The 25,573-nt window shown below is 59.8% G+C and carries 22 protein-coding genes and 2 tRNA genes; 5 read left to right on the forward strand and 19 right to left on the reverse strand.

The features are described 5' to 3' along the window. Positions 1 to 58: 58 nt before the first annotated feature. Complete coding sequence (locus AO064_RS16155; RefSeq protein WP_064053973.1) at positions 59 to 538, reverse strand: hypothetical protein; 480 nt, start codon at positions 536 to 538, stop codon at positions 59 to 61. Continuing rightward, complete coding sequence (locus tag AO064_RS16160; protein ID WP_064053974.1) at positions 535 to 1,449, reverse strand: Ssp4 family T6SS effector; 915 nt, start codon at positions 1,447 to 1,449, stop codon at positions 535 to 537. The genes AO064_RS16155 and AO064_RS16160 overlap by 4 nt, the downstream gene beginning before the upstream one ends. A 186-nt stretch (positions 1,450 to 1,635) precedes the next feature. Between AO064_RS16160 and AO064_RS16165 the strand changes: the two genes are divergently transcribed. Next, entirely contained in the window at positions 1,636 to 2,124 is a 489-nt protein-coding gene (locus AO064_RS16165; protein WP_064053975.1) for an Hcp family type VI secretion system effector, read from the forward strand. Between the two features lie 84 nt (positions 2,125 to 2,208). On the opposite strand, the gene AO064_RS16170 is transcribed toward AO064_RS16165, so the two are convergent. The 10 genes from AO064_RS16170 to rnr all read right to left on the reverse strand — a co-directional run bounded on the left by AO064_RS16170 (position 2,209) and on the right by rnr (position 13,477). Then, positions 2,209 to 2,658 carry a hypothetical protein gene (locus AO064_RS16170; protein ID WP_064053976.1) on the reverse strand — a complete coding sequence of 150 codons (450 nt, stop codon included), beginning with the start codon at positions 2,656 to 2,658 and terminating at the stop codon, positions 2,209 to 2,211. Continuing rightward, the gene (locus tag AO064_RS16175; RefSeq protein WP_064053977.1) at positions 2,651 to 3,574 is read right to left on the reverse strand and encodes an Ssp4 family T6SS effector; all 924 of its coding nucleotides are present in this window, start codon (positions 3,572 to 3,574) and stop codon (positions 2,651 to 2,653) included. The genes AO064_RS16170 and AO064_RS16175 overlap by 8 nt, the downstream gene beginning before the upstream one ends. Positions 3,575 to 3,794: 220 nt before the next feature. After that, complete coding sequence (locus tag AO064_RS16180; RefSeq protein ID WP_012721927.1) at positions 3,795 to 6,098, reverse strand: YgiQ family radical SAM protein; 2,304 nt, start codon at positions 6,096 to 6,098, stop codon at positions 3,795 to 3,797. Between the two features lie 96 nt (positions 6,099 to 6,194). Beyond that, positions 6,195 to 7,592 carry a replicative DNA helicase gene (gene dnaB / locus AO064_RS16185; RefSeq protein ID WP_012721926.1) on the reverse strand — a complete coding sequence of 466 codons (1,398 nt, stop codon included), beginning with the start codon at positions 7,590 to 7,592 and terminating at the stop codon, positions 6,195 to 6,197. 110 nt (positions 7,593 to 7,702) lie between these two features. Then, positions 7,703 to 8,149 carry a 50S ribosomal protein L9 gene (gene rplI / locus AO064_RS16190; RefSeq protein WP_003171376.1) on the reverse strand — a complete coding sequence of 149 codons (447 nt, stop codon included), beginning with the start codon at positions 8,147 to 8,149 and terminating at the stop codon, positions 7,703 to 7,705. A gap of 18 nt (positions 8,150 to 8,167) precedes the next feature. Further along, entirely contained in the window at positions 8,168 to 9,061 is an 894-nt protein-coding gene (locus tag AO064_RS16195; RefSeq protein WP_012721925.1) for a YybS family protein, read from the reverse strand. A 36-nt stretch (positions 9,062 to 9,097) separates the two neighbouring features. Then, positions 9,098 to 9,328 (reverse strand): 30S ribosomal protein S18, encoded by a 231-nt coding sequence (gene rpsR / locus AO064_RS16200; protein ID WP_002551829.1) that lies wholly within the window; start codon positions 9,326 to 9,328, stop codon positions 9,098 to 9,100. Between the two features lie 28 nt (positions 9,329 to 9,356). Then, entirely contained in the window at positions 9,357 to 9,779 is a 423-nt protein-coding gene (gene rpsF, locus AO064_RS16205; RefSeq protein ID WP_003236224.1) for a 30S ribosomal protein S6, read from the reverse strand. A 309-nt stretch (positions 9,780 to 10,088) separates the two neighbouring features. Continuing rightward, positions 10,089 to 10,844 (reverse strand): 23S rRNA (guanosine(2251)-2'-O)-methyltransferase RlmB, encoded by a 756-nt coding sequence (gene rlmB / locus AO064_RS16210; RefSeq protein ID WP_012721924.1) that lies wholly within the window; start codon positions 10,842 to 10,844, stop codon positions 10,089 to 10,091. After that, positions 10,841 to 13,477: a ribonuclease R gene (rnr, locus tag AO064_RS16215; protein ID WP_064053978.1), complete on the reverse strand. Its 2,637-nt coding sequence runs from the start codon at positions 13,475 to 13,477 to the stop codon at positions 10,841 to 10,843. The genes rlmB and rnr overlap by 4 nt, the downstream gene beginning before the upstream one ends. Before the next feature lie 214 nt (positions 13,478 to 13,691). On the opposite strand from rnr, the gene AO064_RS16220 reads away from it, so the two are divergent. The 4 genes from AO064_RS16220 to AO064_RS16235 all read left to right on the forward strand — a co-directional run bounded on the left by AO064_RS16220 (position 13,692) and on the right by AO064_RS16235 (position 16,763). Continuing rightward, positions 13,692 to 13,778 (forward strand) — tRNA-Leu (locus tag AO064_RS16220). Positions 13,779 to 13,927: 149 nt separating this feature from the next. Continuing rightward, positions 13,928 to 14,014: transfer RNA gene (locus tag AO064_RS16225), tRNA-Leu, on the forward strand. 158 nt (positions 14,015 to 14,172) lie between these two features. After that, positions 14,173 to 15,198, forward strand: coding sequence for an iron ABC transporter substrate-binding protein (locus AO064_RS16230; protein WP_012721922.1), 1,026 nt, complete (start codon positions 14,173 to 14,175; stop codon positions 15,196 to 15,198). Continuing rightward, positions 15,198 to 16,763, forward strand: a complete 1,566-nt coding sequence (locus tag AO064_RS16235; RefSeq protein ID WP_064053979.1) for an ABC transporter permease — start codon at positions 15,198 to 15,200, stop codon at positions 16,761 to 16,763. The genes AO064_RS16230 and AO064_RS16235 overlap by 1 nt, the downstream gene beginning before the upstream one ends. Positions 16,764 to 16,871: 108 nt before the next feature. Here AO064_RS16235 and AO064_RS16240 read toward each other — a convergent pair whose 3' ends face one another. The 7 genes from AO064_RS16240 to hfq form a co-directional block, all read right to left on the reverse strand. Further along, positions 16,872 to 18,806, reverse strand: coding sequence for a methyl-accepting chemotaxis protein (locus tag AO064_RS16240; protein WP_012721920.1), 1,935 nt, complete (start codon positions 18,804 to 18,806; stop codon positions 16,872 to 16,874). A 139-nt stretch (positions 18,807 to 18,945) separates the two neighbouring features. Then, positions 18,946 to 20,235: an adenylosuccinate synthase gene (locus AO064_RS16245; protein ID WP_064053980.1), complete on the reverse strand. Its 1,290-nt coding sequence runs from the start codon at positions 20,233 to 20,235 to the stop codon at positions 18,946 to 18,948. 55 nt (positions 20,236 to 20,290) lie between these two features. Beyond that, positions 20,291 to 21,478: an ATP phosphoribosyltransferase regulatory subunit gene (locus AO064_RS16250; RefSeq protein WP_012721918.1), complete on the reverse strand. Its 1,188-nt coding sequence runs from the start codon at positions 21,476 to 21,478 to the stop codon at positions 20,291 to 20,293. Positions 21,479 to 21,772: 294 nt separating this feature from the next. Continuing rightward, positions 21,773 to 22,639 (reverse strand): protease modulator HflC, encoded by an 867-nt coding sequence (gene hflC / locus AO064_RS16255; protein ID WP_043204695.1) that lies wholly within the window; start codon positions 22,637 to 22,639, stop codon positions 21,773 to 21,775. Beyond that, on the reverse strand, positions 22,639 to 23,814 hold the full coding sequence (gene hflK, locus AO064_RS16260; RefSeq protein WP_012721916.1) for an FtsH protease activity modulator HflK: 1,176 nt from the start codon (positions 23,812 to 23,814) through the stop codon (positions 22,639 to 22,641). The genes hflC and hflK overlap by 1 nt, the downstream gene beginning before the upstream one ends. A 96-nt stretch (positions 23,815 to 23,910) precedes the next feature. Next, complete coding sequence (gene hflX, locus AO064_RS16265) at positions 23,911 to 25,212, reverse strand: ribosome rescue GTPase HflX (protein WP_012721915.1); 1,302 nt, start codon at positions 25,210 to 25,212, stop codon at positions 23,911 to 23,913. A gap of 12 nt (positions 25,213 to 25,224) precedes the next feature. Further along, a complete protein-coding gene (gene hfq, locus AO064_RS16270; protein ID WP_003171355.1) occupies positions 25,225 to 25,485 on the reverse strand; it encodes an RNA chaperone Hfq in 261 nt (86 codons plus the stop codon). Positions 25,486 to 25,573: the final 88 nt, after the last annotated feature.

Consider the following 25,573-nt stretch of genomic DNA (forward strand, 5'->3'; position numbering starts at 1 on the left):
AATTGTGGCAGGAGTGGGTGGAGGGGTATCGGTTGGGTGGGCGATGGGTGGGGGGGGATCACCTCGATTTCTTTATTCGGATTATCGCGCGCTCGTGTTTGCGCCGCTTCTCGATGGCCGCTATTACCTCGCTGCGCATGTGGCGAAGTTCTACAGCTTTATCGCGCATTTCTCGATGGCGTTTGCTGTGGAGCAGTAGCAGGCCGAGAACAGGCCAAAAAAAACACTCCGCGTAAAGAAATGAGTTCGGCGAAAAATGAAAACCTGGCACAGCAATCAGTAGACAGGCGATGAAAAGGCCATACATGCCCCACGTCCATTTTGGTCGCCCGTAGGCGATCATGAAATTGCAATGTGTGATAAAAACGGCCAAGACCACGCAGGCATTTTCAGCGGCAGCGTTCGATAACGATGGTAAATAATAATTTTCCACCAGGGCAACAACAGCAGTAATGCCGAAGAAACCCGAAAAAATCACGCCGATAAACACGGGGAAATTACGGACCAGAAAGGGGCGAAGTGGCACGAGAAATTTCATTCTGATGTCTCCTCGTAGAGTCCTACCGCAATAGTCCGGATGTTCCCGGAGCGCACACTGCCAGCAACACTCGATATGGCGCCAAGGGCATCAACCATCTGAATGATGGCCCCGCGCTTTACCTCGGCCAAGGTATAGCGCTTTGGCATCTCTCCAGCCATTTGTTTTAGCTTGATCATTTTCCGGGTTATTTGCGGATGGTTGATACTCAATAACTCCCTGGTAAGTTTTACCCGTTCCTGCCGACTCAGCCCTTTGAGCACTTGGTGCGTGTTCTTACCCGTTGTCTTTTTGAGCATGCTGACGAATCGGATCGTCGACAACGCTGTGCTACCAGCACCTAACAACGAAGCCGCATCCAATCCGGCCGTTACGGCCTGATACCACGACTCGCTGTCCAGAGCGTCGTTGCGGGCAGGGTCAGTCATTTCATTCCTAGTCCGGCGAGCGCCAATCACGCACTGAATCGAACTGGCTACTGCCGACGTATAGCTAATTACAGCAACCACACCCGTCGCCCCGAAGGTAAAAGGACTCAGCGCCGAGCCCCCCAATATCACCAACCAACTAATCACCGCCGAACTACACGCCAACGCCGTATTCACCGCCTCAAACGCCACCTCCGACTCCCGCGGCTCATTCGCCAGTCGCCGCGCAAACTCCACCCGACCCACATAGCTTGGCGCCTCACGCAAAATCACCTTCTTCGGCGCAACGCTGCAAATCGGCTGGAACTCGCGCAACACCACCGCCCGCAGCTGGGCATCGAGATACACCACACCCGCACCGACAATCGCAGGATCGGCGTCAATCGCCGCAAACAACTTTCGCAGATCAATACTGCTTTCAACCCACTGCCGCGTCGTGAGGTGCGCACTGGGGAACCCGTCTTTCAACACGCTGGAAGTCATCCCTTTACTCCGGTTTTCACAAGAGCGCAGAGGTTAAAGACTGGCTACACGCAAAAAATGTCAGAAGCTTCGCTTTATGCGGACAGGCACTTCCTGATCACGATGTAGCACCTTGTAGGCCATATCCCGAATAGGAAAAAGTACGCCCCGCGCCACTACCGGCGAACACCAAAACAGGGAGCGACCATGGCAACCGATATGTTTTTGAAGCTGGGGGACATCAAGGGTGAGTCCAAGGATCAGGTGCATCGCGATGAAATCGAGATCAGCAAATGGGGCTGGGGCATGTCCCAGACAGGCTCCATGCATACCGGCAGCGGCGGCGGTGCCGGCAAGGTCAATATTGAAAACCTGTCCATCTCCAAGGTCATGGACAAATCTTCACCCAACCTGATGATGGCCTGCTCTACAGGCAAGCATTACCCCGAGGCCAGGCTGGTGGTGCGCAAGGCCGGAGGCTCCAGCGCGGTGGAGTACCTGGTGATGACGATGAAGGAAGTCATGGTCATCTCGTACCAGACCGATGCGGTCACCTCGGCCGATACCTTGACGGAAGTGATCGGCCTGAACTTCGCCACGGTCGAAGTCAGTTACCAGCCGCAGAAAGCTGATGGTGGCAAGGACGGCGGGGCCGTCAAGTACGGCTGGAACATTCGCCAGAACATCAAAATATGAAAATACGCGCCGGGGCTACACTCCAGCCTCGGCGTACTCACGTTCGTCCCAAGGTGCGAAGACACAGGTGACGAATCTACTCAGTCAACGGGCTTTTCGCTGTGCGATGACGGCTTGGCGCAGGTGGCGTATTTCCAGCAGCCTCTGGCGCATTTCGCGGTGACGCCTGCTGTTGAGCAACAGCAATCCCAGCAGGGGGAACAACACGCTCAAGCCATAGGACAGCCAATGCGGACCAAAGGCGATAGTGGGCAGCGCCGCCAGAACACAAAGCGCGAGCAGCATCACCAGCGGCCATACCCACTGCGGCCGCCCGCGCGCGATCATGAAATTGCACTGCACGATGCCCCACGTCAGCGCGAGGCCACCCAGGAAGGAATACTGGAGGTTATCGTCCAGCGGCAAGCGTGGGAAATAACTGTCGACAATCAGCGGCACCGCAAACACCAGGCTAAACACGGCCGCGAAAATCGCGCCCATGAAGACCGGAAAATAGTGCGCCAGAAAACTACGAATGCTGGGCAGCTCATTCATCGCTCATTTCCTCATACAACCCCACGGCAATGGTGCGCACATTCCCCGAAATCGCACTGCCGGTAAACCCGATGGCAGCGCTAAGGGCATCCTGTATCTGGGTCACCGTTGCATGCTTGACCTGCGCCGGCGTGAAACGCTTGGTCGCCTCGCCGGACAGCTGTTTCAACTTGAGCATTTTGGCGCTCATGCGCGGATCCTGGATGCTGAGCAGCTCCTTCGTCAGCTTGGCACGCTCTTGCCGGTTCAATCCGCGCAGCACTTCCCTCACGCTTTTACCGGTGGTGGCCTGGTTCAACCGCACCAGTTTTACCGTGGTCAACGTCGAGGCACCGACCCCGATCAAAGACGCAGCATCCAGCGCGATCATCGTGTACTGATACCACTCCGAGCTGTCGAGCTTGTCATTTTTGGCGGGATTACTGATCTCATTGCTGACGCGATAGCCACTGGCAAAACACTGGAGTGTGCTGGCGGTGGCAGCGGTATAGCCGATCACCGTCACCACGCTGCTCGCGCCCGCCGTGAACGGCACGGCGACGGTGCCGCTGAGCACCACAAGCCAACCGAGGATCGCGCCTGCACAGGATAGGGAGGTGTTGATCGCCTCTCCCACCAGGCGCGATTCGCGGGGATTGTCCTGCACCTGTTGCGCAAACTGCGCCGGGGCGATGTATTTCTGCGCCTCACGCAAAATAATGCGTTTGGGGGCAATGCTGCAGATCGGCTGGAATTCGCGCAGGGTGACCACGTTGAAATCGGCGTCGATATACACAACACCCGCACCAACAATGCCGGGGTCGGCATCGATGGCGGCGAACAGGCGCGGCAGGTTGATCTGGCTTTCAATGCGCTGGCGCGCCATGAACTGCGAGCGGTTGGTGTCCATGCCGATGCCGGCCAGGGGGTTGCCCATGGGTGTTCTTCCTTGAAAGTGATAGTGGCCGGTGGGGCCTCATCGGGGGCAAGCCCCCTCCCACAGTTGACCGAGTTCCAGCATGAGAATGCGGTCGAATGTGGGAGGGGGCTTGCCCCCGATAGCGATTCAATGGCCGCCACCTTAACAAACAGGCTACCCATCGACTAGAAAGCAAAACGCCAGCACGAGGCTGGCGTTTGGCATGTTCAGGCTGGACTCAACGCGGCACGACCGGCTTGCGCGCAGGCTTGCCGCCCTTGCCCTTGGCCGCATCAGTGCGCTCTTTGGCTGCCTGCTTGTTGCGCGCCTGGGCCGCGGCCTTGGCTTGTTCCCGCTTGTCCCACGGGTTGCTGCCATCGCTGCCGCGAGGTGGCAGGCCAGTGTGCTGGGTGAGGATCTTGGTCGTCGTTTCCTTGGCCACTTTGTGGCTGCCGGCCGGCGTCGAGTTCTTACGACGCGCGCTCTGATAGCTGTCCGTAGACGGCTGGTGCAACGGGATCAACTGGTCCTTACCCGGCCCGATCAGGTCGGCGCGGCCCATGCGGGTCAACGCTTCACGCAGCATCGGCCAGCCTTTCGGGTCGTGGTAGCGCAGGAAGGCCTTGTGCAGACGGCGCTGTTCTTCGCTCTTGACGATGGTCACCGCGTCACTCTTGTAGGTGACCTTGCGCAGCGGGTTCTTGCCCGAGTGGTACATCGCGGTGGCAGTGGCCATCGGCGACGGGTAGAACGCCTGCACTTGGTCGGCGCGGAAGCCGTTACCCTTGAGCCACAGGGCCAGGTTCATCATGTCTTCATCGGTGGTGCCCGGGTGGGCGGCGATGAAGTAAGGAATCAGGTACTGCTCCTTGCCCGCTTCCTTGGTGTACTTCTCGAACATGCGCTTGAACTTGTCATAGCTGCCAATGCCCGGCTTCATCATCTGGTTGAGCGGACCTTCCTCGGTGTGTTCCGGGGCGATCTTGAGGTAGCCACCGACGTGGTGGGTGACCAACTCTTTGACGTACTCCGGCGACTCAACGGCCAGGTCGTAGCGCAGGCCGGAGGCGATCAGAATCTTCTTCACACCCGGCAATGCACGAGCGCTGCGGTACAGCTGGATCAACGACGAGTGGTCGGTGTTCAGGTTCGGGCAGATGCCAGGGAATACGCACGACGGCTTGCGGCACGCGGATTCGATCTCAGGGCTCTTGCAGGCGATGCGGTACATGTTCGCGGTCGGGCCGCCGAGGTCGGAGATCACGCCGGTAAAACCTGGGACCTTGTCGCGGATCTCTTCGATTTCGCGAATGATCGACTCTTCGGAGCGGTTCTGGATGATGCGACCTTCGTGCTCGGTGATCGAGCAGAAAGTGCAGCCGCCGAAGCAGCCACGCATGATGTTCACCGAGAAACGGATCATGTCGTAGGCCGGGATTTTTTCCTTGCCGTACGCCGGGTGCGGGACACGGGCGTAAGGCATGCCGAACACGTAGTCCATTTCTTCGGTGGTCATCGGAATCGGTGGTGGGTTGAACCACACGTCGACTTCACCATGCTTCTGAACCAGGGCGCGGGCGTTGCCTGGGTTGGTTTCCAAGTGCAGCACGCGGTTGGCGTGGGCATAAAGCACCGCATCACCACGGACTTTTTCCACCGATGGCAGGCGGATCACGGTCTTGTCGCGGGTCATGCGCGGGCTGGCCAGGATCTGCACGACCTTGGCTTCTTCCGGATCATCAACCGGACCCTTTTCCTGCTCGATGGCGCAGGCCTGGGTGTCCTGGGTGTTGACGTACGGGTTGATGATCTTGTCGACCTTGCCCGGACGGTCGATACGCGTGGAGTCCACTTCGTACCAGCCGGCAGGCGTATCACGACGAATGAACGCGGTGCCGCGCACGTCGGTGATGTCTTCGATCTTGTGGCCCCACGACAGGCGCTGGGCAACTTCGACGATAGCGCGCTCGGCGTTGCCGTACAGCAGGATATCGGCGGTGGCATCGATCAGGATCGAGTTGCGCACCCGGTCCTGCCAGTAGTCGTAGTGGGCGATGCGGCGCAGGGAGGCTTCGATGCCGCCGAGTACGATCGGCACGTTTTTGTAGGCTTCCTTGCAACGCTGGCTGTACACCAGGCTCGCGCGGTCCGGGCGTTTGCCGGCCATGCCGCCGGGGGTGTAGGCGTCGTCGGAACGGATTTTCTTGTCGGCGGTGTAGCGGTTGATCATCGAGTCCATGTTGCCGGCCGCGACACCGAAGAACAGGTTCGGCTCGCCGAGCTTCATGAAGTCGTCTTTGGACTGCCAGTTCGGCTGCGCAATGATCCCGACGCGGAAGCCCTGGGACTCCAGCAGCCGGCCGATGATCGCCATGCCGAACGACGGATGGTCAACGTACGCATCACCGGTGACGATGATGATGTCGCAGGAATCCCAGCCAAGCTGATCCATCTCCTCCCTGCTCATCGGCAGGAATGGCGCAGGACCGAAACATTCGGCCCAGTACTTGGGATAGTCAAATAACGGCTTGGCTGTTTGCATGACGGTGACCGGTGTTGAGATGAAAAATCGCGGGCGCGGAATATAGCACAAATTTTGACCAATTCCGACGGTAATGGTCGGAATTGAGCAGACGGGTTACTCGTCGTCGTCGAAGTTGTAGCTGCCCGGTGCAAGGTTTTCGAAGCGGGTGTACTTACCAATGAAGGCCAGCCGGATAAACCCGATGGGGCCGTTCCGCTGCTTGCCGATGATGATCTCGGCGATGCCCTTGTGCTCGGTCTCGGGGTGGTACACCTCGTCGCGGTACACGAACATGATCACGTCGGCGTCCTGCTCGATCGCTCCGGATTCCCGCAAGTCGGAGTTCACCGGGCGCTTGTTGGGACGTTGTTCCAGGGAACGGTTGAGCTGCGACAACGCCACCACCGGGCAGTTGAATTCCTTGGCCAGGGCTTTGAGGGACCGGGAAATTTCGGAAATTTCATTGGTCCGGCTGTCACCGCTGGAGCCCGGGATCTGCATCAACTGCAGGTAGTCGATCATGATCAGCGCGATGTCGCCGTGCTCACGCACCAGGCGGCGGGTGCGCGCGCGCATTTCCGAGGGGCTGATACCGGCGGTGTCATCGATAAACAACTTGCGATCGTTGAGCAGGTTGACCGCCGACGTCAGGCGCGGCCAATCGTCGTCTTCCAACTGGCCGGAACGCACCTTGGTCTGGTCGATACGGCCCAGGGACGAGAGCATCCGCATGATCAACGATTCACCTGGCATCTCGAGGGAGTACACCAGGACGGTCTTGTCGCTGCGCAATACGGCGTTTTCCACCAGGTTCATCGCAAAGGTGGTCTTACCCATGGACGGACGGCCGGCGACGATGATCAAGTCGGAAGGCTGCAGGCCACTGGTTTTCTCGTCCAGGTCGGCATAGCCGGTGGAAATCCCGGTAATCGCGGCATCGGTGTTGAACAGCGTATCGATGCGGTCGATGGCCTTGGTCAGCAGGTCGTTGACGCTGACCGGGCCGCCGGTTTTCGGGCGCGCTTCGGCGATCTGGAAGATCTGGCGCTCAGCTTCGTCGAGGATCTCGGCGGCGGTGCGGCCTTCGGGGTTGAAGGCGCTGTCGGCGATCTCGGTGCTGATGCCGATCAACTGCCGCAGGGTGGCCCGCTCACGGACAATCTGGGCATAGGCCTTGATGTTGGCGACAGAGGGCGTGTTTTTCGCCAGTTCGCCCAGATAGCCCAGGCCACCAACTTGGGAGGTCTGGCCTTCCTTGTCCAACTGCTCGGCCAGCGTCACCACGTCGATCGGCGAGTTCTGGTCGGCCAGCTTAGCGATGGCCCGGAAGATCAGCCGGTGGTCATGACGATAGAAATCACCGTCCGAGACTTGATCCAGCACGCGTTCCCAGGCGTTGTTGTCCAGCATCAAACCACCGAGCACGGCCTGTTCGGCCTCGATGGAATGCGGCGGCACCTTCAGGGCAGCGGTTTGCAGATCGTATTGCTCAGGAGCTGAAATATCGTTCATGGCCACTTGGAATTAGGGGTGTGTAGAAAAACAAAAGGCACGACCTGTAAACAGGATCGTGCCCGATGTTAACTGCCTGACACGCGAGGTGCCAGTCAGTTAGGTGCTGCTTAAGCTGCTACCACGACAACGCGTACGGTGGCTTCAACTTCGGCGTGCAGGTGCACGGCTACGTCGAATTCGCCTACGTTGCGGATGGTGCCGTTCGGCAGACGAACTTCGCTCTTCTGCACTTCAACGCCGGAGGCGGTCAGTGCATCAGCGATGTCGTGGGTGCCGATCGAACCGAACAGCTTGCCTTCGTCACCGGCGGTGGCAGTGATAGTCACTTCCAGCTCAGCCAGTTGGGCAGCGCGAGTTTCGGCCGAAGCTTTTTTGTCTGCTGCTGCTTTTTCCAGCTCAGCACGACGCTCTTCAAACGCAGCCAGGTTGGCAGCGGTTGCAGCGGTGGCTTTGCCGTAAGGCAGCAGGTAGTTACGACCGTAACCGGCCTTAACGTTCACTTTGTCGCCCAGGTTGCCCAGGTTGGCGACTTTTTCCAGAAGGATCAGTTGCATGTGAAAATCCTCTAACTTTTAACCTTCACCGTTCGCGTTATCGGCGTCTTTCGGCGCCAGACGACCGCGAAAATCAATCAGGCCGTCGACAATGGCCAGAACCACGAGTAACGGATAGATCAGCTGCATGAACAGCAACATCGTTACGTACATCCCCACCAGCCAAAACTTGGCCAGGCGCTTCTGCGCGACCAGCCCATGAATCAGGGCCAGCCCGGCAAACACCAGCGGTACGCTGCAAAACAGCACCATCAAGGCCATCTGCGAACCGAGGTTCGGCCCGATAACCATGAGAGCCAGCAGCAACATCGCCGGGCCTACGGGGATTCTGATACTGCGAAATTCGCGACCAAAACCACCCGGGTTGTACAACAACGCCTGCCAATATCGCCCAAGCATCAGGCTCAGCACGCTGACGATCTGCATCATTACCGCCATCAGGCCGATCAGGGCCGGTGCAATCAGTGTTGCCAGTCGCGCTCGCTCTTCTACCGACAGCTGCTGGTAGAGTTCCCCGAGGGCCATCGGCAGGATCTTGACGATCTCTTGCGACAGCGCCTCGATTTGCGGGCGGAAAGCCGCGTCAATCAACACCGAAAACACCAACCCCAATGCCACGCTGACCAGCAGCGTGCGGACCCAGGACTCACTTGCGCGTAAAACCAACGCAAGGCTCGACGACCCCAGCAGTACCAAAAGTACCTTGGGTTCGCCCAATTGCAGCCACCAGATCAAGGCGGCCAGCAATCCCAGGGCCAGGACGCCAAAGGCGTCCCGCAAACCGCGCCGCAGGAGCACAAGGCATCCAGCGGCAGCACCCAACCAATACAACAACGGTAATGCTGCACATCCAGCCACTACCAGAGTGGCCTGCACGCGACCGCGCATGATGAACTCAGCTAAGGCGCGCATGCATTCAATCCCTTACTACTTGTCGACTGCCCGGTCTCAGCGGCCGTGGCTGTCGGTGTAGGCCAGCAGGGCCAGGAAGCGGGCGCGCTTGATAGCGGTGGCCAGCTGACGCTGATAACGTGCTTTGGTACCGGTGATACGGCTTGGAACGATTTTGCCGGTCTCGGATACGTAGGCTTTCAGAGTGTTGAGATCTTTGTAATCGATCTCTTTCACGTCTTCAGCGGTGAAGCGGCAGAATTTACGACGACGGAAGAAACGTGCCATTTGATAGGCTCCTTAAAAGGTCCGTGGATTACTCGTCAGCGTTATCGCTGTTGTCGCTGTCATCACTGTCAGCGCTATCAGCGCCTTCGTGCTCAGGACGGTCGCGACGCTCACGGCGCTCACTGCGGTTTTCTTCAGCCTTGAGCATCTCGGATTGGCCGGTAACGGCTTCTTCGCGACGGATGACCAGGTTACGGATCACTGCATCGTTGTAGCGGAAGTTGTCTTCCAGCTCGGCCAGGGCCTTGCCAGTGCACTCAACGTTCAGCATCACGTAGTGAGCCTTGTGAACATTGTTGATTGCGTAGGCCAGTTGACGACGGCCCCAATCTTCCAGACGGTGGATTTTGCCGCCGTCTTCTTCGATCAGCTTGGTGTAACGCTCAACCATGCCGCCGACTTGCTCGCTTTGATCCGGGTGGACCAAAAAGATGATTTCGTAATGACGCATGAATGCTCCTTACGGGTTGTAGCCTGCCGCTCAAAAACGGTCAGACAAGGAGTGAATGACACTTATGGATCTTGCCGCAGGGAGGCACATCGGTGCCCGCCAGGAAGGCAAGGGGCGCAATTGTAGAGAAGGGGGAGGAAGCGCGCAAGGTGATTGGTGATTATTTGAACAATCCCCCCAAACACCACAAACGCAAATGTGAGAAGGGGCTTGCTCCCGATTACGGAGGATCAGTCACATTGATCTGCAACCGAGACACCGCTATCGGGGGCAAGCCCCCTCCCACATTGAGTCTTGCGCCAGGCCTGACTACTTCTTGGTCTTGGCCTTGGCACCCCGTTGGCGCCGGGCTTCGAACAGGCACACGCCGGTCGCGACCGACACGTTGAGGCTGCTGACACTGCCGGCCATCGGCAAATGCACCAGGTAGTCGCAATGCTCGCGGGTCAGGCGACGCATGCCCTTGCCTTCAGCACCCATGATCAGGATGGTCGGGCCGGTGAGGTCCTGGTCATAAATGCTGACCTCAGCCTCCCCCGCCGTGCCCACGACCCACAGGCCGCGTTGCTGGAGCTTCTCCAGGGTGCGCGCCAGGTTGGTCACGGCGACCAGCGGAATCACTTCGGCCGCGCCACAGGCGACTTTACGCACAACCGGCGTCAGGGTCGCCGACTTGTCTTTAGGCACGATCACCGCCAACGCGCCGGCAGCATCCGCCGAACGCAGGCAGGCGCCGAGGTTGTGCGGGTCGGTCACGCCGTCCAGCACCAGCAACAGCGGCGCGCCTTCGGTGCGGTCGAGCAGCTCGTCGAGCATGGCTTCGCCCCAGACCTGGCTAGGACTGACGTCCGCCACCACACCCTGGTGAACGCCTTCAACCCACACGTCCATTTCACGACGCTCGGCCTGGCCGATGGCAACTTTGTTTTGGGTGGCCAACTCGACCAGCGCTTGCACGCGCGGCTCGCTGCGACCTTCTGCCAACCACACTTGCTTGACGCGTTTAGGGTGGTGACGCAGCAGTGCTTCTACGGCGTGTACGCCGTAGATTTTTTCCAGACTCATGACTTGGCCTTAGGTTTGCGCGACCCGCCGCTTTTCGCGGGAGCCGAACCCGCCTTGGGCGGGCCTTTACGGTGTTTACTTGGCTTGCTCGACGGTTTTTCCGCCTCGCGGGACTTTCCCCCAGACGCCGCTTTACCACCGCTTTTGGCTTCGTTGAGCAACTGCTGCTTCAACTCACGGCTCTTGCGCAGCTCGGCGTTCTTCGCCGCTGCGTCGCTTGGGCGGTAGGCTTCTGGGGCCTTGTCCTTGGCAGAAGAACGACGACCGGCCTTGGCTGGCGCAGGCTCGGCAGCCGCTGCTTTCACAGGAGCGCCCTTGCCTTTGCTGGCTGGCGCAGCAGGTTCGCTGCCACGCTTTTTACGGCTGTTCGGCGCTTCGGCGGGTTTGTCAGGCATGCCGAAATCGATCTTGCGCTCGTCGAGGTCGACGCGCATGACCTGCACTTCAACCGTGTCGCCCAAGCGGAAGCTGCGACCGGTGCGCTCGCCCGCCAAGCGGTGATGCACAGGGTCGAAGTGGTAGTAGTCGCCCGGCAAGGCGGTGACGTGCACCAGACCCTCGACGTAGATATCGGTCAGCTCGACGAACAGGCCAAAGCCGGTCACGGCGGTGATCACACCTGGGAACGACTCGCCCACGCGGTCTTTCATGAACTCGCACTTGAGCCAATTCACGACGTCACGGGTGGCTTCATCGGCGCGGCGCTCGCTCATGGAGCACTGCTCGCCCAACTGTTCCAGGGCCGCTTCGTCGTACGGATAGATCCGTGCCTTCGGAATGGTCATGGCACCGGCGCGTTGGACGTGCGGCGTGTTCTGCTTGGAGTGGATCACGCTGCGGATCGCGCGGTGCGTGAGCAGATCCGGGTAACGGCGAATCGGGGAGGTGAAGTGGGTGTATGCCTCGTAATTCAGGCCGAAGTGGCCCTGGTTGTCGGCGCTGTACACCGCCTGGCTCAGGGAGCGCAGCATGACGGTCTGGATCACATGGTAATCCGGACGGTCCTTGATGCTCGCCAGCAATGCCTGATAATCCTTCGGCGTCGGGCCGTCCTTGCCTTTGTGCAGGGACAGGCCAAGCTCACCGAGGAACGCACGCAGTTTTTCCAGACGCTCCGGCGGCGGACCGTCGTGCACACGGTACAACGCAGGGATCTCGTGCTTCTTCAGGAATTCAGCGGTGGCCACGTTGGCCGCCAGCATGCATTCCTCGATCAGCTTGTGTGCGTCGTTGCGCGTGGTCGGGGTGATGGCGGCGATTTTGCGCTCGGAACCGAAGACAATCCGGGTTTCCTGGGTTTCAAAATCGATCGCACCCCGCACATGACGTGCGCCCAACAACACTTTGTACAAAGCGTAAAGCTGCTTGAGGTGCGGCACGACATGCCCGTACTCGCCACGCAGCGCTTTGGCTTCGCTGGTTTTCGGCTGTTCCAGGATGGTGCTGACCTTGTTGTAGGTCAGGCGCGCCTGGGAATGGATCACCGCTTCGTAGAACTGGTAATCGGTCATTTCGCCGGTTTTCGAGATGGTCATCTCGCACACCATGGCCAAACGGTCGACTTTCGGGTTCAGGGAGCACAGGCCGTTGGACAGCTGCTCAGGCAGCATCGGGATCACGCGCTCAGGGAAATACACGGAGTTGCCGCGTACCTGCGCCTCGTTGTCCAGGGCCGAACCGATTTTCACGTAGCTGGACACGTCGGCAATCGCGACGAACAGCTTCCAGCCGCCGGAGAACAGGCGCAGCTTGCCAGGCTTGGCTTCGCAGTAGACCGCATCGTCGAAGTCGCGGGCATCTTCGCCGTCGATGGTGACGAACGGCAGATGGCGCAGGTCGATGCGTTTTTCTTTGTCTTTCTCTTCAACTTCCGGCTTGAGCTTGGCGGCTTCTTTCAGCACAGCCTCAGGCCAGACGTGAGGAATATCGTAGGTGCGCAGCGCGACGTCGATTTCCATGCCCGGCGCCATGTAGTTGCCGACCACTTCAACGATATCGCCTTGAGGCTGGAAGCGTGCCGTTGGCCAGTGGGTGATTTTCACCTCGACGAACTGGCCGACCTTGGCGGCGCCATTGCGGCCCGGGGTAATCAGCACTTCCTGCTGGACCTTCGGGTTATCCGGCACCACAAAGCCGATGCCGCCTTCTTCGAAGTAACGGCCGACGATGGACTCGTGGGCACGGGACACCACTTCGACGATCACACCTTCGCGACGACCGCGACGGTCCAGGCCCGACACGCGTGCCAGCGCACGGTCGCCATCGAACACCAGGCGCATTTGCGCCGGGCTCATGAACAGGTCGTCACTGCCGTCGTCCGGGATCAGGAAGCCGAAGCCGTCACGATGGCCGGCAATGCGGCCCAGGATCAGGTCGAGCTTATCCACCGGCGCGTAAGTACCACGGCGGGTATAGATCAGTTGAGCATCGCGCTCCATGGCACGCAAACGGCGGCGCAGGGCTTCGAGCTGGTCTTCGGTGGTCAGACCGAACTCTTCAACCAGCTGCTCGCGGCTAGCAGGCGAACCCCGATCGGCGAGGTGCGCCAGGATCAGTTCGCGGCTAGGAATAGGGTTTTCATATTTTTCCGCTTCACGAGCGGCCTCGGGATCGAGGGACTGCCAATCGGCCATTAGAGAGTTTTCACCTTGTCTATATGCGGGTTAGTTTGGCATACGCGTATTGAAACGGGAAATTTCAGACGTCAACAAGCCTTTTAAAGCCCCCAGCGCACACCTTGCACGACCACTGGCGAAATTTTCCAGGCTTTTTTCATGGCGGGGGTTTACAGCTTAAAATCCCCTCCGTATAGTGCGCGCCATCGACGACGGCAACGTTGTTGATGCTGCCCAGGTGGTGAAATTGGTAGACACGCCAGCTTCAGGTGCTGGTGATCGCAAGGTCGTGGAAGTTCGAGTCTTCTCCTGGGCACCAAATTCAGATCAAACCCGCGAAAGCGGGTTTTTTCGTTCCAGGCCTTTGATTTTCAACAGAAAACTTGATTTATTTTTTTGAATCAGGGGTTTACAGATCAAAAAGCCCTCCGTATAGTTCGCTCCATCAACAGCGCAAGCGTTGATAATGCCCAGGTGGTGAAATTGGTAGACACGCCAGCTTCAGGTGCTGGTGATCGCAAGGTCGTGGAAGTTCGAGTCTTCTCCTGGGCACCAAATTCAGATCAAACCCGCGAAAGCGGGTTTTTTCGTTTCCGGGGTTTGATAAACTCAACATGGAAACTTCCCCCGCGATTTGCCCCTCGTCCGCACTTGAGAAGTTTTATCGTTTATCCTTGTAAGTATTTGTTGCATACAAGTGAGGAACACCCCGGATGATGATCCGCGATACCCGTCTCAAGACATCCCTTCTGCGTGGCCTGACCATCACCCTGCTCGGCCTGACCCTGCTCTCACCTACCGCCTATTCCGCCGACAAGGTCTCATTGACCCTGTACAACGGCCAGCACAAAGAGGTCGGCGACGAACTCGCCAAGGCCTTTGAGGCCAAAACCGGCATCCACGTCAACGTGCGCAAAGGCAGCAGCAACCAGCTGGCCAGCCAGGTCGTCGAAGAAGGCGACCGCTCCCCCGCCGACGTGATCTACACCGAAGAGTCGCCGCCGCTGAACAAACTCGGCGAGCAAGGCCTGCTGGCCAAGATTGACGCCAGCACACTCGACGTATTGCCCAAGGACTATGTTGGCGCCCATGGCGACTGGATGGGCGTGACCGCACGCACCCGCGTCGTGGCCTTTAATCCGAAACTGATTGCTGAAAAAGACTTGCCCAAGTCGGTTCTGGATTTCGCCGGTCCCGAGTGGCAAGGCAAAGTAGGCTTTGTCCCCACCAGCGGCGCCTTCCAGGAACAAGCCGTGGCGATCATCAAGCTGCACGGTCGCGAGGCGGCTGAAGAATGGCTGACCGGTTTGCGCGCTTTCGGCAAGGTGTACAGCAACAACATGGTCGCGCTCAAGGCTGTGGAAAATGGCGAAGTGGCCACCGTGCTGGTGAATAACTATTACTGGTTTGCCCTGAAAAAGGAAAAAACCAACCTGGATTCCCAACTGCATTACTTCACCAACGGCGATGCAGGCGGCCTGATCACCGTGTCTTCCGCCGCCGCGCTGAAATCCAGCAAGCATCCCAAGGAAGCCCAGCAACTGCTGGCGTTCATGGCCAGTGAAGAAGGCCAACGCGTGATTACCAACACCTCGGCGGAATACCCGCTGCGTAAAGGCATGGAATCCAACCGCGGCCTCAAGCCTTTCAGTGAGCTGCAACCGCCGAAAGTCACCCCCGCCGACCTGGGCAACGCCGAAGAAGCCCTGGACCTGGAACGTGACGTTGGCTTGAACTGATGAACCCATCGCGACCCGCTTCCGCCCTGCACGGGGGTTTGCGCCCAAGGCGCAAGCGCCCGTCGATCTGGCTGGTGCTGCCCGTCCTGTTCCTGGTGGGCCTGAGCCTGCTGCCGCTGGTGTATGTCGGACTCAAGGCCTGGCAGGCCGGCTGGGCGGAGGCGGTGCATCTGCTGTGGCGGCCGTATGTGTTCGGGCTGCTGCGCAATACCCTGGCATTGATGGTCGGCGTGACGCTGGTATGCGGCGTGGTCGGCCTGTCCCTGGCCTGGTTGCTGGAACGCAGCAACCTGCCGGGGCGCCGTATCTGGGGCGTGGTGCTGTGCCTGCCGTTTGCGGTACCCGCCTTTGTCAGCAGCTTTACCTGGGTGTCGCTCAGCGCCCATTTCGAAGGGCTGGGCGGCGCCATCCTGGTGATGAGCCTGTCCAAGTACCCGCTGGTGTTTCTGCCGGTGGCGGCGACATTGCGCAATCTTGATCCGTCCCTGGAGGAGTCTGCACGAACGCTGGGACTGAATCGCTGGGGCGTGTTTTTTCGGATTACGCTGCCTTTGCTGTGGCCTTCGCTACTGGCGGGGGGCCTCTTGATCGCCTTGCATATGCTGGTGGAGTTCGGCGCCTTGTCGATCATCGGCCTGCAGACCTTTACCACCGCGATCTATCAACAATTCGAGCTGGAATTCAGCAATGCCAATGCCGCGATGCTGTCGGCAGTGCTGCTGATGATGTGCCTGACCCTGTTATGGCTGGAGCTACGCGTACGCGGCAAGGGCCGACATGTTCGTATCGGCCAGGGCGCTGCGCGGCATGCCGAGCAGGTGCGACTGGGCAAGTGGGCACCGCTCGGCCAAGCCTATTGCCTGGCGCTGGCAATCATCGGCAGTGGCATTCCGCTGGGGATGCTCGGTTATTGGCTGGCGGTGGGCTCTTCCGCCGCATTCCCGGTCGCCGAGATCAGCGAGGCACTGCTGTCCTCCCTGGCGCTGTCGCTCGGCGGCGCCGCACTGTGCCTGGTATTGGCGGTGCCGGTGGGACTGCTGGTGGTGCGCTACAAAGGCCAACTGGCGATCTGGGCCGAGCGTCTGCCGTACTTGCTGCACGCGCTGCCCGGTTTGGTGATTGCGCTGACGCTGGTGTACTTCGCACTGCATTACGTGCCGGCGCTGTATCAGACGTCGGCATTGTTGCTGATCGCGTATGCGTTGTTGTTTCTACCGCTGGCTCAGTCACCGATTCGTACGGCCCTGAACAAGGCGGCGCCGCAACTGGAAGAGGCCGCACGCACGCTCGGGGCGTCGTCGTTCAGCGCGTTTTGTCGGGTTACCTTGCCGATTATTTTCCCGGCCTTGGGCGCGGCGTTTGCGCTGGTGTTCCTGGATGCGATGAAGGAATTGACGGCGACATTGCTGCTCAGTCCGACAGGGTTGAATACCTTGGCGACAGCGGTGTGGGCGCACACCTCGAATGTGGAATTCGCGGCGGCGGCGCCGTATGCGGCGCTGTTGATAGTGGTGTCGGGGTTGCCGGTTTACCTGCTCACGACACGGATGTATTTGAGCCGCTGAAACCGCTATCGGGGGCAAGCCCCCTCCCACAGTTGACCGAGTTCCAACGCTGGAATGCAGGTAAATGTGGGAGGGGGCTTGCCCTCGATGAGGTCGGTACAGGCGATACTAGGCCCTGAACTGCCCCAAGCTCGCCTTCAACTGCGCTGCCAACCCATCCAGCACCTTGCCACTGGCCGTCGTTTCCACCACCGCCTGCGCAGCCCGCTCGGCCTGGGCGTGGATCACCTCAACCCGCCCACGCACCGCATGCGCACCTTGCGCCTGATGCTCAGCCGCGCGCGTCGCCAAGCCAATCGCCGCATGCACCTGCTCCACCGAAGCCTGCACCGTCTGTTGCAGGCGCACGCTGTCGCGCAGCACCAGCAAACCTTCGCTGGCCTGGCGCCCGGCCTTACCGATGGTTTCCACTGCCTCGCGCGCGCCCTGCTGCAACGCCACGATATGCGCCTGAATATCGCCCGTGGAGCTTTGCGTCTTGCTGGCCAGCGCCCGAACCTCATCCGCCACCACCGCAAAACCACGCCCGGTCTCGCCGGCACGCGCTGCTTCGATGGCCGCGTTGAGCGCCAACAGGTTGGTCTGCTCGGCGATGCCGTGAATCACGGTCAGCACCACCTCGATCTGCTCACTTTGTTGAGCCAGGCGCTCGATGACCTGAGAGCCTGCCTGCACCTGGCCCGCGAGCGCCTCGATCAGGCTGCCGACTTCGGCTGACGTACGCGAGTTCTCATCCGTGGCCTGGCGAATATCCACCACCTGCTGCAACGCCGCCTGCATCGCATGGCTTTCGGCCTGCGCCTCGTCGGCCATTTGCGACAGTGCGCGCAGGCTTTCAGCCACCTCATCACGCTGCAAGCCGGCCGCCGCGTCAGCACCGGCATTGCGCAAGGTCATTGCACCGATTTCCACGCCGGTACGCTGGGCCACATCTCCCGCCTCACGCACGATAGGCTGCAACTTATCCACAAAGCGATTGACCGCCGAGGCCATATCGCCGATTTCGTCCTTGCTGCTGATCTGCACGCGCTTGGTGAGGTCCCCCTCGCCCGCCGCCAAATCATCCATGGCTGCGATCAGCAGCTTCAGGCGGTTGACCACACGGCGGCCCAGCACGATGGCGATCAACAGCAATACGCCTAGACCGACCAGCGCAAGCCCCATGCCGATGCGCCAGCGCAAGGTGCCAGCAGCGTCCTGAACGGCGCTGGTGGTGTTGGCGGTCATCTGGGTAGCGGTGGCTTGGGCGGACTGCAGACGGGCGCCCATGGCAGCAGCGCTGTCGGCTGCAGCACCCTTGAGGCTATCGCCGACGAGCTGATCACCGCTGGCGATCAGGGCTGCGAAGCGCTTGTCGAGCGCTTGCAGATCCGCTTCAACCGAGGCGGTCGAAACGCCCATGCGCACCTTGCCGATCTCTACCCCATTGGGGCTGATGGATGCTTCGACGTAGTAAACAGAAGAGTCGCTCTTAGCCGCATCCAGCACTTTATCCAGTGCACGGTCACCCGCGCCCTTTGCCAGCAGCGCCTGATTGATCGGGTTTTCACGGTTGAGGTAGCGGGTCAGGTGCTCGCCAGCCGCGTCGTCGTAGACCACGAACAGCACATTGGGATTGCGCTGGGCGCGTCGCGCAAACTCCGACAACGTCGGCACGTCGCTGTCCCACATGGCGCGGGGCGCCACTGAGGCCAGTAACTGCGCCATGTCATTGGCGGAGTCCTGCAGGTCTTTTTCCAAGGTCGCGCGCAGTTGCTTCTGCTCTTCCTGCAGGCGGGTCGACAGCCCCGCCGTCAGACGCTGACGGGTGCTGGTGGACAGGCTGTCCAGGCTGGAGGTGACTTCCTTGCCGGCCTGGGCCAATTCGCCGGACAGCTTCTGGCTGTCGATTCCCAGGCGATTGCCCAAATCAGCTTCCAACGCCGTGACCGTGCTCCGGGTTAGAGCGACGGCCACCAGCACTTGCACTAAAAGAGCGATACCTAGGGTAACGAACACCGGCCGCAACAAACGGCTTTGTAACAATGAGAGAACGGCAGACATCGGGAATCCCTCCACCACGGGTGCCATTAATTTGATAGCACCGCGAAAAAGAGAAACAGAGCAAGGGTCGTGCCGCTTGGCGAACAGATACGACAAAGGGCTCCCGAAGGAGCCCTTTGCTTTTTACATCAACAGCTTATTAAGCGAACGGGTGACGCAGAACGATGGTCTCGTTGCGGTCCGGGCCCGTCGAAATAATGTCGATCGGTGCGCCGATCAGCGCTTCAACGCGCTTGATGTACGCACGGGCGTTAGCCGGCAACTCTTCCAGGGTCTTGGCGCCCACGGTCGATTCGGTCCAACCCGGCACTTCTTCGTACACCGGCTGCAAGCCCACGTAGCTGTCAGCGTCAGTCGGGGCAACATCGTTACCGTCTGCGTCTTTGTAGCCGACGCAGATGTTGATGGTTTCCAGACCGTCGAGCACATCCAGCTTGGTGAAGCAGATGCCCGAGATGCTGTTCACATCGATAGCGCGACGCAGGATAACCGAGTCGAACCAGCCGCAACGACGCGCACGGCCAGTGGTCGCACCGAACTCATGACCTTGCTTGGCCAAGTGCGCACCGACTTCGTCGAACAGCTCAGTCGGGAACGGACCCGAGCCCACACGCGTGGTGTAAGCCTTGGTGATGCCCAGGATGTAGTCCAGGAACATCGGGCCAACACCCGAACCGGTCGCAACGCCGCCCGCGGTGGTGTTGGAGCTGGTCACGTACGGGTAGGTGCCGTGGTCGATGTCCAGCAGGGACCCCTGGGCGCCTTCGAACATGATGTCTTTGCCGGCGCGACGCAGGTCGTGCAGCTCAGCCGTCACGTCGAGCATCAGCGGCTTGAGCAGCTCAGCGTATTCCTTGCACTCAGCCAGGGTCTTTTCAAACTCGATGGCCGGCTCTTTGTAGTAACCCACCAGCATGAAGTTGTGGTAATCCACCAGTTCACGCAGCTTGTCTTCAAAGCGTGGCATGTTGAGCAGGTCGCCCACACGCAGGCCACGACGTGCAACTTTATCTTCGTAAGCCGGGCCGATACCGCGACCGGTAGTGCCGATCTTCAGCTCGCCACGGGCCTTTTCACGGGCCTGGTCCAGCGCAACGTGGAAGGACAGGATCAGCGGGCAGGATGGGCTGATACGCAGGCGCTCGCGCACCGGTACGCCTTTCTCTTCCAGCTTGGTGATCTCGCGCAACAGGGCGTCAGGTGCAACCACCACGCCGTTGCCGATCAGGCACTGCACGCCTTCGCGCAGTACGCCCGACGGAATCAGGTGCAAAACGGTTTTTTCGCCATCGATGACCAGGGTGTGGCCAGCATTGTGGCCACCTTGGTAGCGCACTACGGCGGCAGCATGTTCGGTCAGCAGATCAACGATCTTGCCTTTGCCCTCATCACCCCATTGGGTGCCCAGGACTACGACATTCTTACCCATAACACTTGTCCTCATTCGCGCAAACTTGGTGCCGGCGATGGGCCGGCAGGAAAACTCAAGAAGCCAGTGGCGATACTTGCCAAAGCCCGTTCTGCAGAATCAATTGCCGGTCGCAGTCCGCTTCACGGGCGGCGGCCAATGGCTGGCCAGGCAAGGCCTGGACAACACGCTGACCCTCACTGCGCAACTGGCAAACCTGCTGCCAGAGTGCTGCGTCCGTACTGTCGGGCATCCAAATGCCACCAGACGGCAGCTCGACCTCAGCACGCCCCAGGGTCACCAGGGTTTTCAAATCGGTGGAAAAACCGGTGGCCGGACGCGCACGACCGAAGTCGGCGCCGATATCGTCATAACGACCGCCTTGGGCGATGGCTTGGCCAACACCCGGTACAAATACCGCGAACACCACACCAGTGTGGTAGTGGTAGCCGCGCAACTCACCCAGGTCAAAATACAGCGGCAACTGCGGGAAGCGCGCCGACAGTTGCTCGGCAATGGCCAGCACGTCGTCCAGTGCCGCCAGTACCGGCGCCGGCGCATTGGCCAGGCGCTCACGCGCAGCTACCAGCACTTCACGGCCGCCACACAGGTTCACCAGCGCACGCAGCATGCCGGCGAGATCCGCAGGCACGCCCTCGGTCAGCGCGATAACTTCATCGATAGCCTTGCGTTGCAGGGCATCGAACAACTGTTGCTCCACTTCACCGGACAACCCGGCCGCACGGGCAAGGCCACGGTAGATACCGACGTGACCCAGGTCCATGTGGACATCCGGCACGTCAGCCAGTTGCAGCATGGCCAGCATGAGGCTGATCACTTCAACGTCGCTGCTCGGGCTGGCATCACCGTACAACTCGGCGCCCAACTGGATCGGGCTGCGTGAAGACGACAATGCACGCGGCTGCGCATGCAGCACGCTGCCGGCATAGCACAGGCGGCTCGGACCTTCACGGCGCAGGGTGTGCGCATCAATGCGCGCCACTTGCGGCGTGATATCGGCACGGAACCCCATTTGCCGGCCCGATTGCGGGTCGATGACCTTGAAGGTGCGCAGATCCAGGTCCTGGCCCGCGCCGGTCAGCAGGGATTCCAGGTACTCGATATGGGGGGTCACGACAAACTCGTAACCCCAGCTCTGGAACAGATCCAACACCTGGCGACGCGCTACTTCAATGCGCGCAGCTTCTGGTGGCAGTACTTCTTCGATGCCATCTGGCAGCAGCCAGCGGTCTACCGTTGCCATTACGCCATTCCCCTATAATCCGGGCGGCCAGCCCTCGGCCGAGCCTTGAGTGAAGCAGAAAACACCCGCCCCCTGCATAAACCACGCGCAAGAGCGACGTGACGAACGACCTGCAAACGGCCTCGTCGGGCACTTTCCTCGAAAAACCTGTCACGCCTGCCGAATCAAACATGCAGACGCAAAAAAGCCGGGAATTTCCCGGCTGCCGCATCATACACCCGTTTTCTGAAAGGATCACCCCGCCAGGCGTTTTAGCCGCCCGACGGGAGTGAGCCCTACAGAATCACAGGCCGGTTACTTGGACTTTTCCAGGTAGCGGAAGAACTCGCTGCTTGGGTCCAGCACCATGACGTCGGTTTTGTTCGCGAAGCTTTCACGGTAGGCACGCAGGCTACGGTAGAACGCGTAGAACTCCTGGTCCTGGCCGTACGCCTTGGAGTAGATCGCCGCAGCTTGGGCATCACCATCACCACGCGCCTCTTCAGACTCGCGATAGGCCTCTGCCAGCAGTACACGACGCTGACGGTCGGCATCCGCACGGATACCTTCAGCCAGCTCGTTACCCTTGGCGCGGTGCTCACGAGCCTCACGCTCACGCTCGGTGCTCATACGCTCGAACACGCTGCGGTTCACTTCCTTCGGCAGGTCGATAGCCTTGACCCGAACATCGATCACCTCGATGCCCAGCTCTTTTTCCGCCATCGTGTTCAGCGAGCGCGTGATGTCCGCCATCAGCGCATCACGCTCACCGGACACTACCTCGTGCAGGGTGCGCTTACCAAACTGGTCACGCAGGCCCGATTCCAGACGGCGCGACAAACGCTCGTCGGCAATCTGCTTGAGGCCGGAGGTCGCGGTGTAGAAGCGCTCGGCATCCTTGACGCGCCACTTGGCGTAGGCGTCAACCATCACGGCTTTCTTTTCCAGGGTCAGGAAGCGCTGTGTCGGTGCATCCAGGGTCATCAGGCGGGCGTCGAACTTGCGCACCTGGTTGACGTAGGGGACTTTCACATGCAGGCCCGGCTGGACATCCGCCTGGACCACGCGACCGAATTGCAGCAGCACCGCACGCTCGGTCTGAGCCACGATGTAGAAGCAGTTCCAGGCAGCGATGACCACGACGACGCCCACAATCAGGGCGGTCAGCGATTTATTGCTCATCAACGACTCTCCCTGGTACGTGTTTGCTGTTGCAGCAAGTCAGCGGCCGCACGGGCGCTCGCTTCGTTGGCAGCGGCATTGGAACCGGTGGACGGTGCGCTGGTGCTGCTACGACCACCTTCGATCATCTTGTCCAGCGGCAGGTACAGCAGGTTGTTTTGCCCACCTTTGCTGCCGGTCACGAGGACCTTGCTGGTGTTGCTGAAGACTTCCTGCATGGTGTCCAGGTACAGACGCTCACGCGTCACCTCTGGAGCCTTGCGGTACTCGGCAACCAGCTTGGTGAAGCGATCCGCCTCACCCTTGGCGCGGGAGACCACTTCGTCGCGGTAACCATTGGCATCCTCGAGGATGCGCTGGGCCTGACCACGGGCTTCCGGCACGACGCCGTTGGCGTAGGTTTCAGCCTGGTTGCGCGAACGCTGCTCGTCTTCACGGGCGCGGATCACGTCATCGAAGGCTTCCTGTACTTCACGCGGTGCAGCTGCGCTTTGTACGTTGACCTGGGTAACCGTGATACCGGTGCGGTACGTATCGAGGAAGCGTTGCAGACGCTCCTTGATCTCACTGGCCATCAATTCACGGCCTTCGGTCAGCACCTGGTCCATCGCGGTGGAACCGACGACGTGGCGCAGGGCACTTTCGGTGGCGTGTTGCAGGCTGATTTCCGGCTGGTCGACGTTCAGCACGAAGTCCTGCAGGTTGCTGATCTTGTACTGCACGGTCAGCGGCACTTCGACGATGTTCTCGTCTTCAGTCAGCATCTGGCCCTGCTTGGTGTAGGCACGCTCACGCGTGACGTTCTCCATGTACTTCTTGTCGATCGGCGGGAAGTAGATATTCAGGCCTGGGCCGACGGTTTCATAGTACTTGCCGAAGCGCAGCACCACGGCTTGCTCCTGCTCGTCCACTACGTATACGGCGCTGTACAGCCATACGGCCGCCAGCACGACAAGACCCAGGCCCAGCAGGCCATAGCCGCCGCCCTTGCTTGTGCGACCGCCTTCGTCACCACCGCGTTTTTTCCCACCACCGAACAACCCATTCAGGCTTTCCTGCAGCTTTCGGAAGGCCTCGTCGAGATCTGGTGGCCCCTTGCGGTCGCCATTATTGCGGCGTTTACCACCCCAAGGATCCTGATTATTCGAGTTGCCACCCGGCTCATTCCAAGCCATAGCGCTCTCCATCTGATAAAGCAAAGACGCACCCACGGCGCGCCGACCAATGCTACAGAATGCCTGCCACTGCGGCACAACCGCTTTCGGAGGCTTTTATTGCAAAGTGTGTTGTTCGATGAACTCTGTCGGTACCACACCTTCACGGCTGACCAGCCGATTCAGCTCCGAGCGCGGCAATCGAACGGCCAGCAAGCTGACACCTTCTTCGTCGTGTTCTTCTTTCTGGACCGCGCCCAGCTCGAAAAACTGTGCACGCAGTCGAGCAAAACGCTGGGGCAAGCGCAAGGTGCCAACGAACAAATCACCGCCGAGCAACTCGGCAATCGCTTGTTCAAGCAACTCAAGGCCACTGCCATCTCGCGCCGACAACCACACCCGCTGGGGTTTGCCGTTCTCGTCGCGCTGGATTTGTGGCTCAACGCCTTCAAGCAAATCGAGTTTGTTATAGACCTCGAGGATCGGCAAGTCCTGGGCACCAATCTCGCCCAGCACCAGCATCACCTGTTCAATCTGCAACATGCGATCCGGTTCGGCCGCATCGATCACGTGCAACAGCAGGTCGGAATTGCTCGACTCTTCGAGCGTAGACCGAAATGCCTCGACCAGCTTGTGCGGCAAGTGACGAATGAACCCCACGGTATCGGCCAGGACAATCGGCCCCAGGTCGTCCAGATCCAGACGGCGCAAGGTCGGGTCAAGGGTGGCGAACAGTTGGTCGGCCGCGTACACGTCCGATTTCGTCACGTTGTTGAACAGCGTGGATTTGCCGGCGTTGGTATAGCCCACCAGGGACACGGTAGGGATATCCGCGCGCGAACGGCCACGTCGCGATTGCTCGCGCTGGCTGCGGACTTTCTCCAGGCGGCCCTTGATCTGGCGCAGGCGGACCCGCAGCAGGCGGCGGTCGGTTTCGAGCTGGGTTTCACCCGGCCCCCGCATGCCGATACCGCCACCCTGACGCTCAAGGTGAGTCCAGCCGCGGACCAGCCGCGTGCTCATGTGGTCAAGCTGGGCCAGTTCAACCTGGAGCTTGCCTTCATGGGTACGGGCGCGCTGGGCGAAAATATCGAGAATCAGACCGGTGCGGTCGATCACGCGACACTCGAAGACACGTTCGAGGTTACGTTCCTGACTGGGCGTGAGGGTGTGATTGAAGATCACCAGATCGGCTTCTTCAGCGTGGACCAGGTCGCGCAGTTCCTCGACCTTGCCGCTGCCAATCAGGTATTTGGCGGTTGGCCGATGACGCGGCACGTTAAAAAACGCAACGGTCTCGGCGCCGGCCGAATTTGCCAACTCCTGAAACTCCTGCGGATCTTCGCGCGCCTCAGGGTCCTGTCCATCCAAGTGAACGAGGATTACTCGCTCACCACCACCGTGGCGCTCAAAGAACAAAGGAGACTCCTATCAGGCGTTACCTGGCTCAGCGTCAGCTGCATCATCACCTGCTGCGCTAGGCAGACGGATTGGACGAACGGGGACGACTGTCGAGATAGCGTGCTTGTATACCATCTGGCTGACGGTGTTTTTCAGCAGGATCACGAACTGGTCGAACGACTCGATCGTGCCTTGCAGCTTGATACCGTTGACCAGATAGATGGAAACCCCCACTTTCTCTTTACGTAAAGTATTCAAGTAAGGGTCTTGTAGCGAATGCCCTTTTGACATGTGCCGCACTCCTTTAAGGATCAATAATAAAAAATCGGAAAATAGATAGCTTATGGCCGTCACACCCCCAAGGATAGACGGCAATTGC

Source organism: Pseudomonas marginalis (assembly GCF_001645105.1).
GTDB lineage: Bacteria > Pseudomonadota > Gammaproteobacteria > Pseudomonadales > Pseudomonadaceae > Aquipseudomonas > Aquipseudomonas petroselini.

Excerpts from the sequence above, each read along its gene's own strand:
- rlmB (WP_012721924.1), bottom strand. The coding sequence starts at position 10,844 with ATGAGTCTGGAAAAAATCTACGGCGTACACGCCGTAGAAGCACTGCTG.
- hflC (WP_043204695.1), bottom strand. The coding sequence starts at position 22,639 with ATGAGCAATAAATCGCTGACCGCCCTGATTGTGGGCGTCGTCGTGGTC.
- AO064_RS16230 (WP_012721922.1), top strand. The coding sequence starts at position 14,173 with ATGATGATCCGCGATACCCGTCTCAAGACATCCCTTCTGCGTGGCCTG.
- dnaB (WP_012721926.1), bottom strand. The coding sequence starts at position 7,592 with ATGAACGATATTTCAGCTCCTGAGCAATACGATCTGCAAACCGCTGCC.
- rnr (WP_064053978.1), bottom strand. The coding sequence starts at position 13,477 with ATGGCCGATTGGCAGTCCCTCGATCCCGAGGCCGCTCGTGAAGCGGAA.
- AO064_RS16165 (WP_064053975.1), top strand. The coding sequence starts at position 1,636 with ATGGCAACCGATATGTTTTTGAAGCTGGGGGACATCAAGGGTGAGTCC.
- AO064_RS16155 (WP_064053973.1), bottom strand. The coding sequence starts at position 538 with ATGAAATTTCTCGTGCCACTTCGCCCCTTTCTGGTCCGTAATTTCCCC.
- AO064_RS16245 (WP_064053980.1), bottom strand. The coding sequence starts at position 20,235 with ATGGGTAAGAATGTCGTAGTCCTGGGCACCCAATGGGGTGATGAGGGC.
- AO064_RS16180 (WP_012721927.1), bottom strand. The coding sequence starts at position 6,098 with ATGCAAACAGCCAAGCCGTTATTTGACTATCCCAAGTACTGGGCCGAA.
- hfq (WP_003171355.1), bottom strand. The coding sequence starts at position 25,485 with ATGTCAAAAGGGCATTCGCTACAAGACCCTTACTTGAATACTTTACGT.
- rpsR (WP_002551829.1), bottom strand. The coding sequence starts at position 9,328 with ATGGCACGTTTCTTCCGTCGTCGTAAATTCTGCCGCTTCACCGCTGAA.
- hflK (WP_012721916.1), bottom strand. The coding sequence starts at position 23,814 with ATGGCTTGGAATGAGCCGGGTGGCAACTCGAATAATCAGGATCCTTGG.
- AO064_RS16175 (WP_064053977.1), bottom strand. The coding sequence starts at position 3,574 with ATGGGCAACCCCCTGGCCGGCATCGGCATGGACACCAACCGCTCGCAG.
- AO064_RS16235 (WP_064053979.1), top strand. The coding sequence starts at position 15,198 with ATGAACCCATCGCGACCCGCTTCCGCCCTGCACGGGGGTTTGCGCCCA.
- AO064_RS16240 (WP_012721920.1), bottom strand. The coding sequence starts at position 18,806 with ATGTCTGCCGTTCTCTCATTGTTACAAAGCCGTTTGTTGCGGCCGGTG.
- AO064_RS16195 (WP_012721925.1), bottom strand. The coding sequence starts at position 9,061 with ATGCGCGCCTTAGCTGAGTTCATCATGCGCGGTCGCGTGCAGGCCACT.
- AO064_RS16250 (WP_012721918.1), bottom strand. The coding sequence starts at position 21,478 with ATGGCAACGGTAGACCGCTGGCTGCTGCCAGATGGCATCGAAGAAGTA.
- rplI (WP_003171376.1), bottom strand. The coding sequence starts at position 8,149 with ATGCAACTGATCCTTCTGGAAAAAGTCGCCAACCTGGGCAACCTGGGC.
- AO064_RS16170 (WP_064053976.1), bottom strand. The coding sequence starts at position 2,658 with ATGAATGAGCTGCCCAGCATTCGTAGTTTTCTGGCGCACTATTTTCCG.
- AO064_RS16160 (WP_064053974.1), bottom strand. The coding sequence starts at position 1,449 with ATGACTTCCAGCGTGTTGAAAGACGGGTTCCCCAGTGCGCACCTCACG.
- rpsF (WP_003236224.1), bottom strand. The coding sequence starts at position 9,779 with ATGCGTCATTACGAAATCATCTTTTTGGTCCACCCGGATCAAAGCGAG.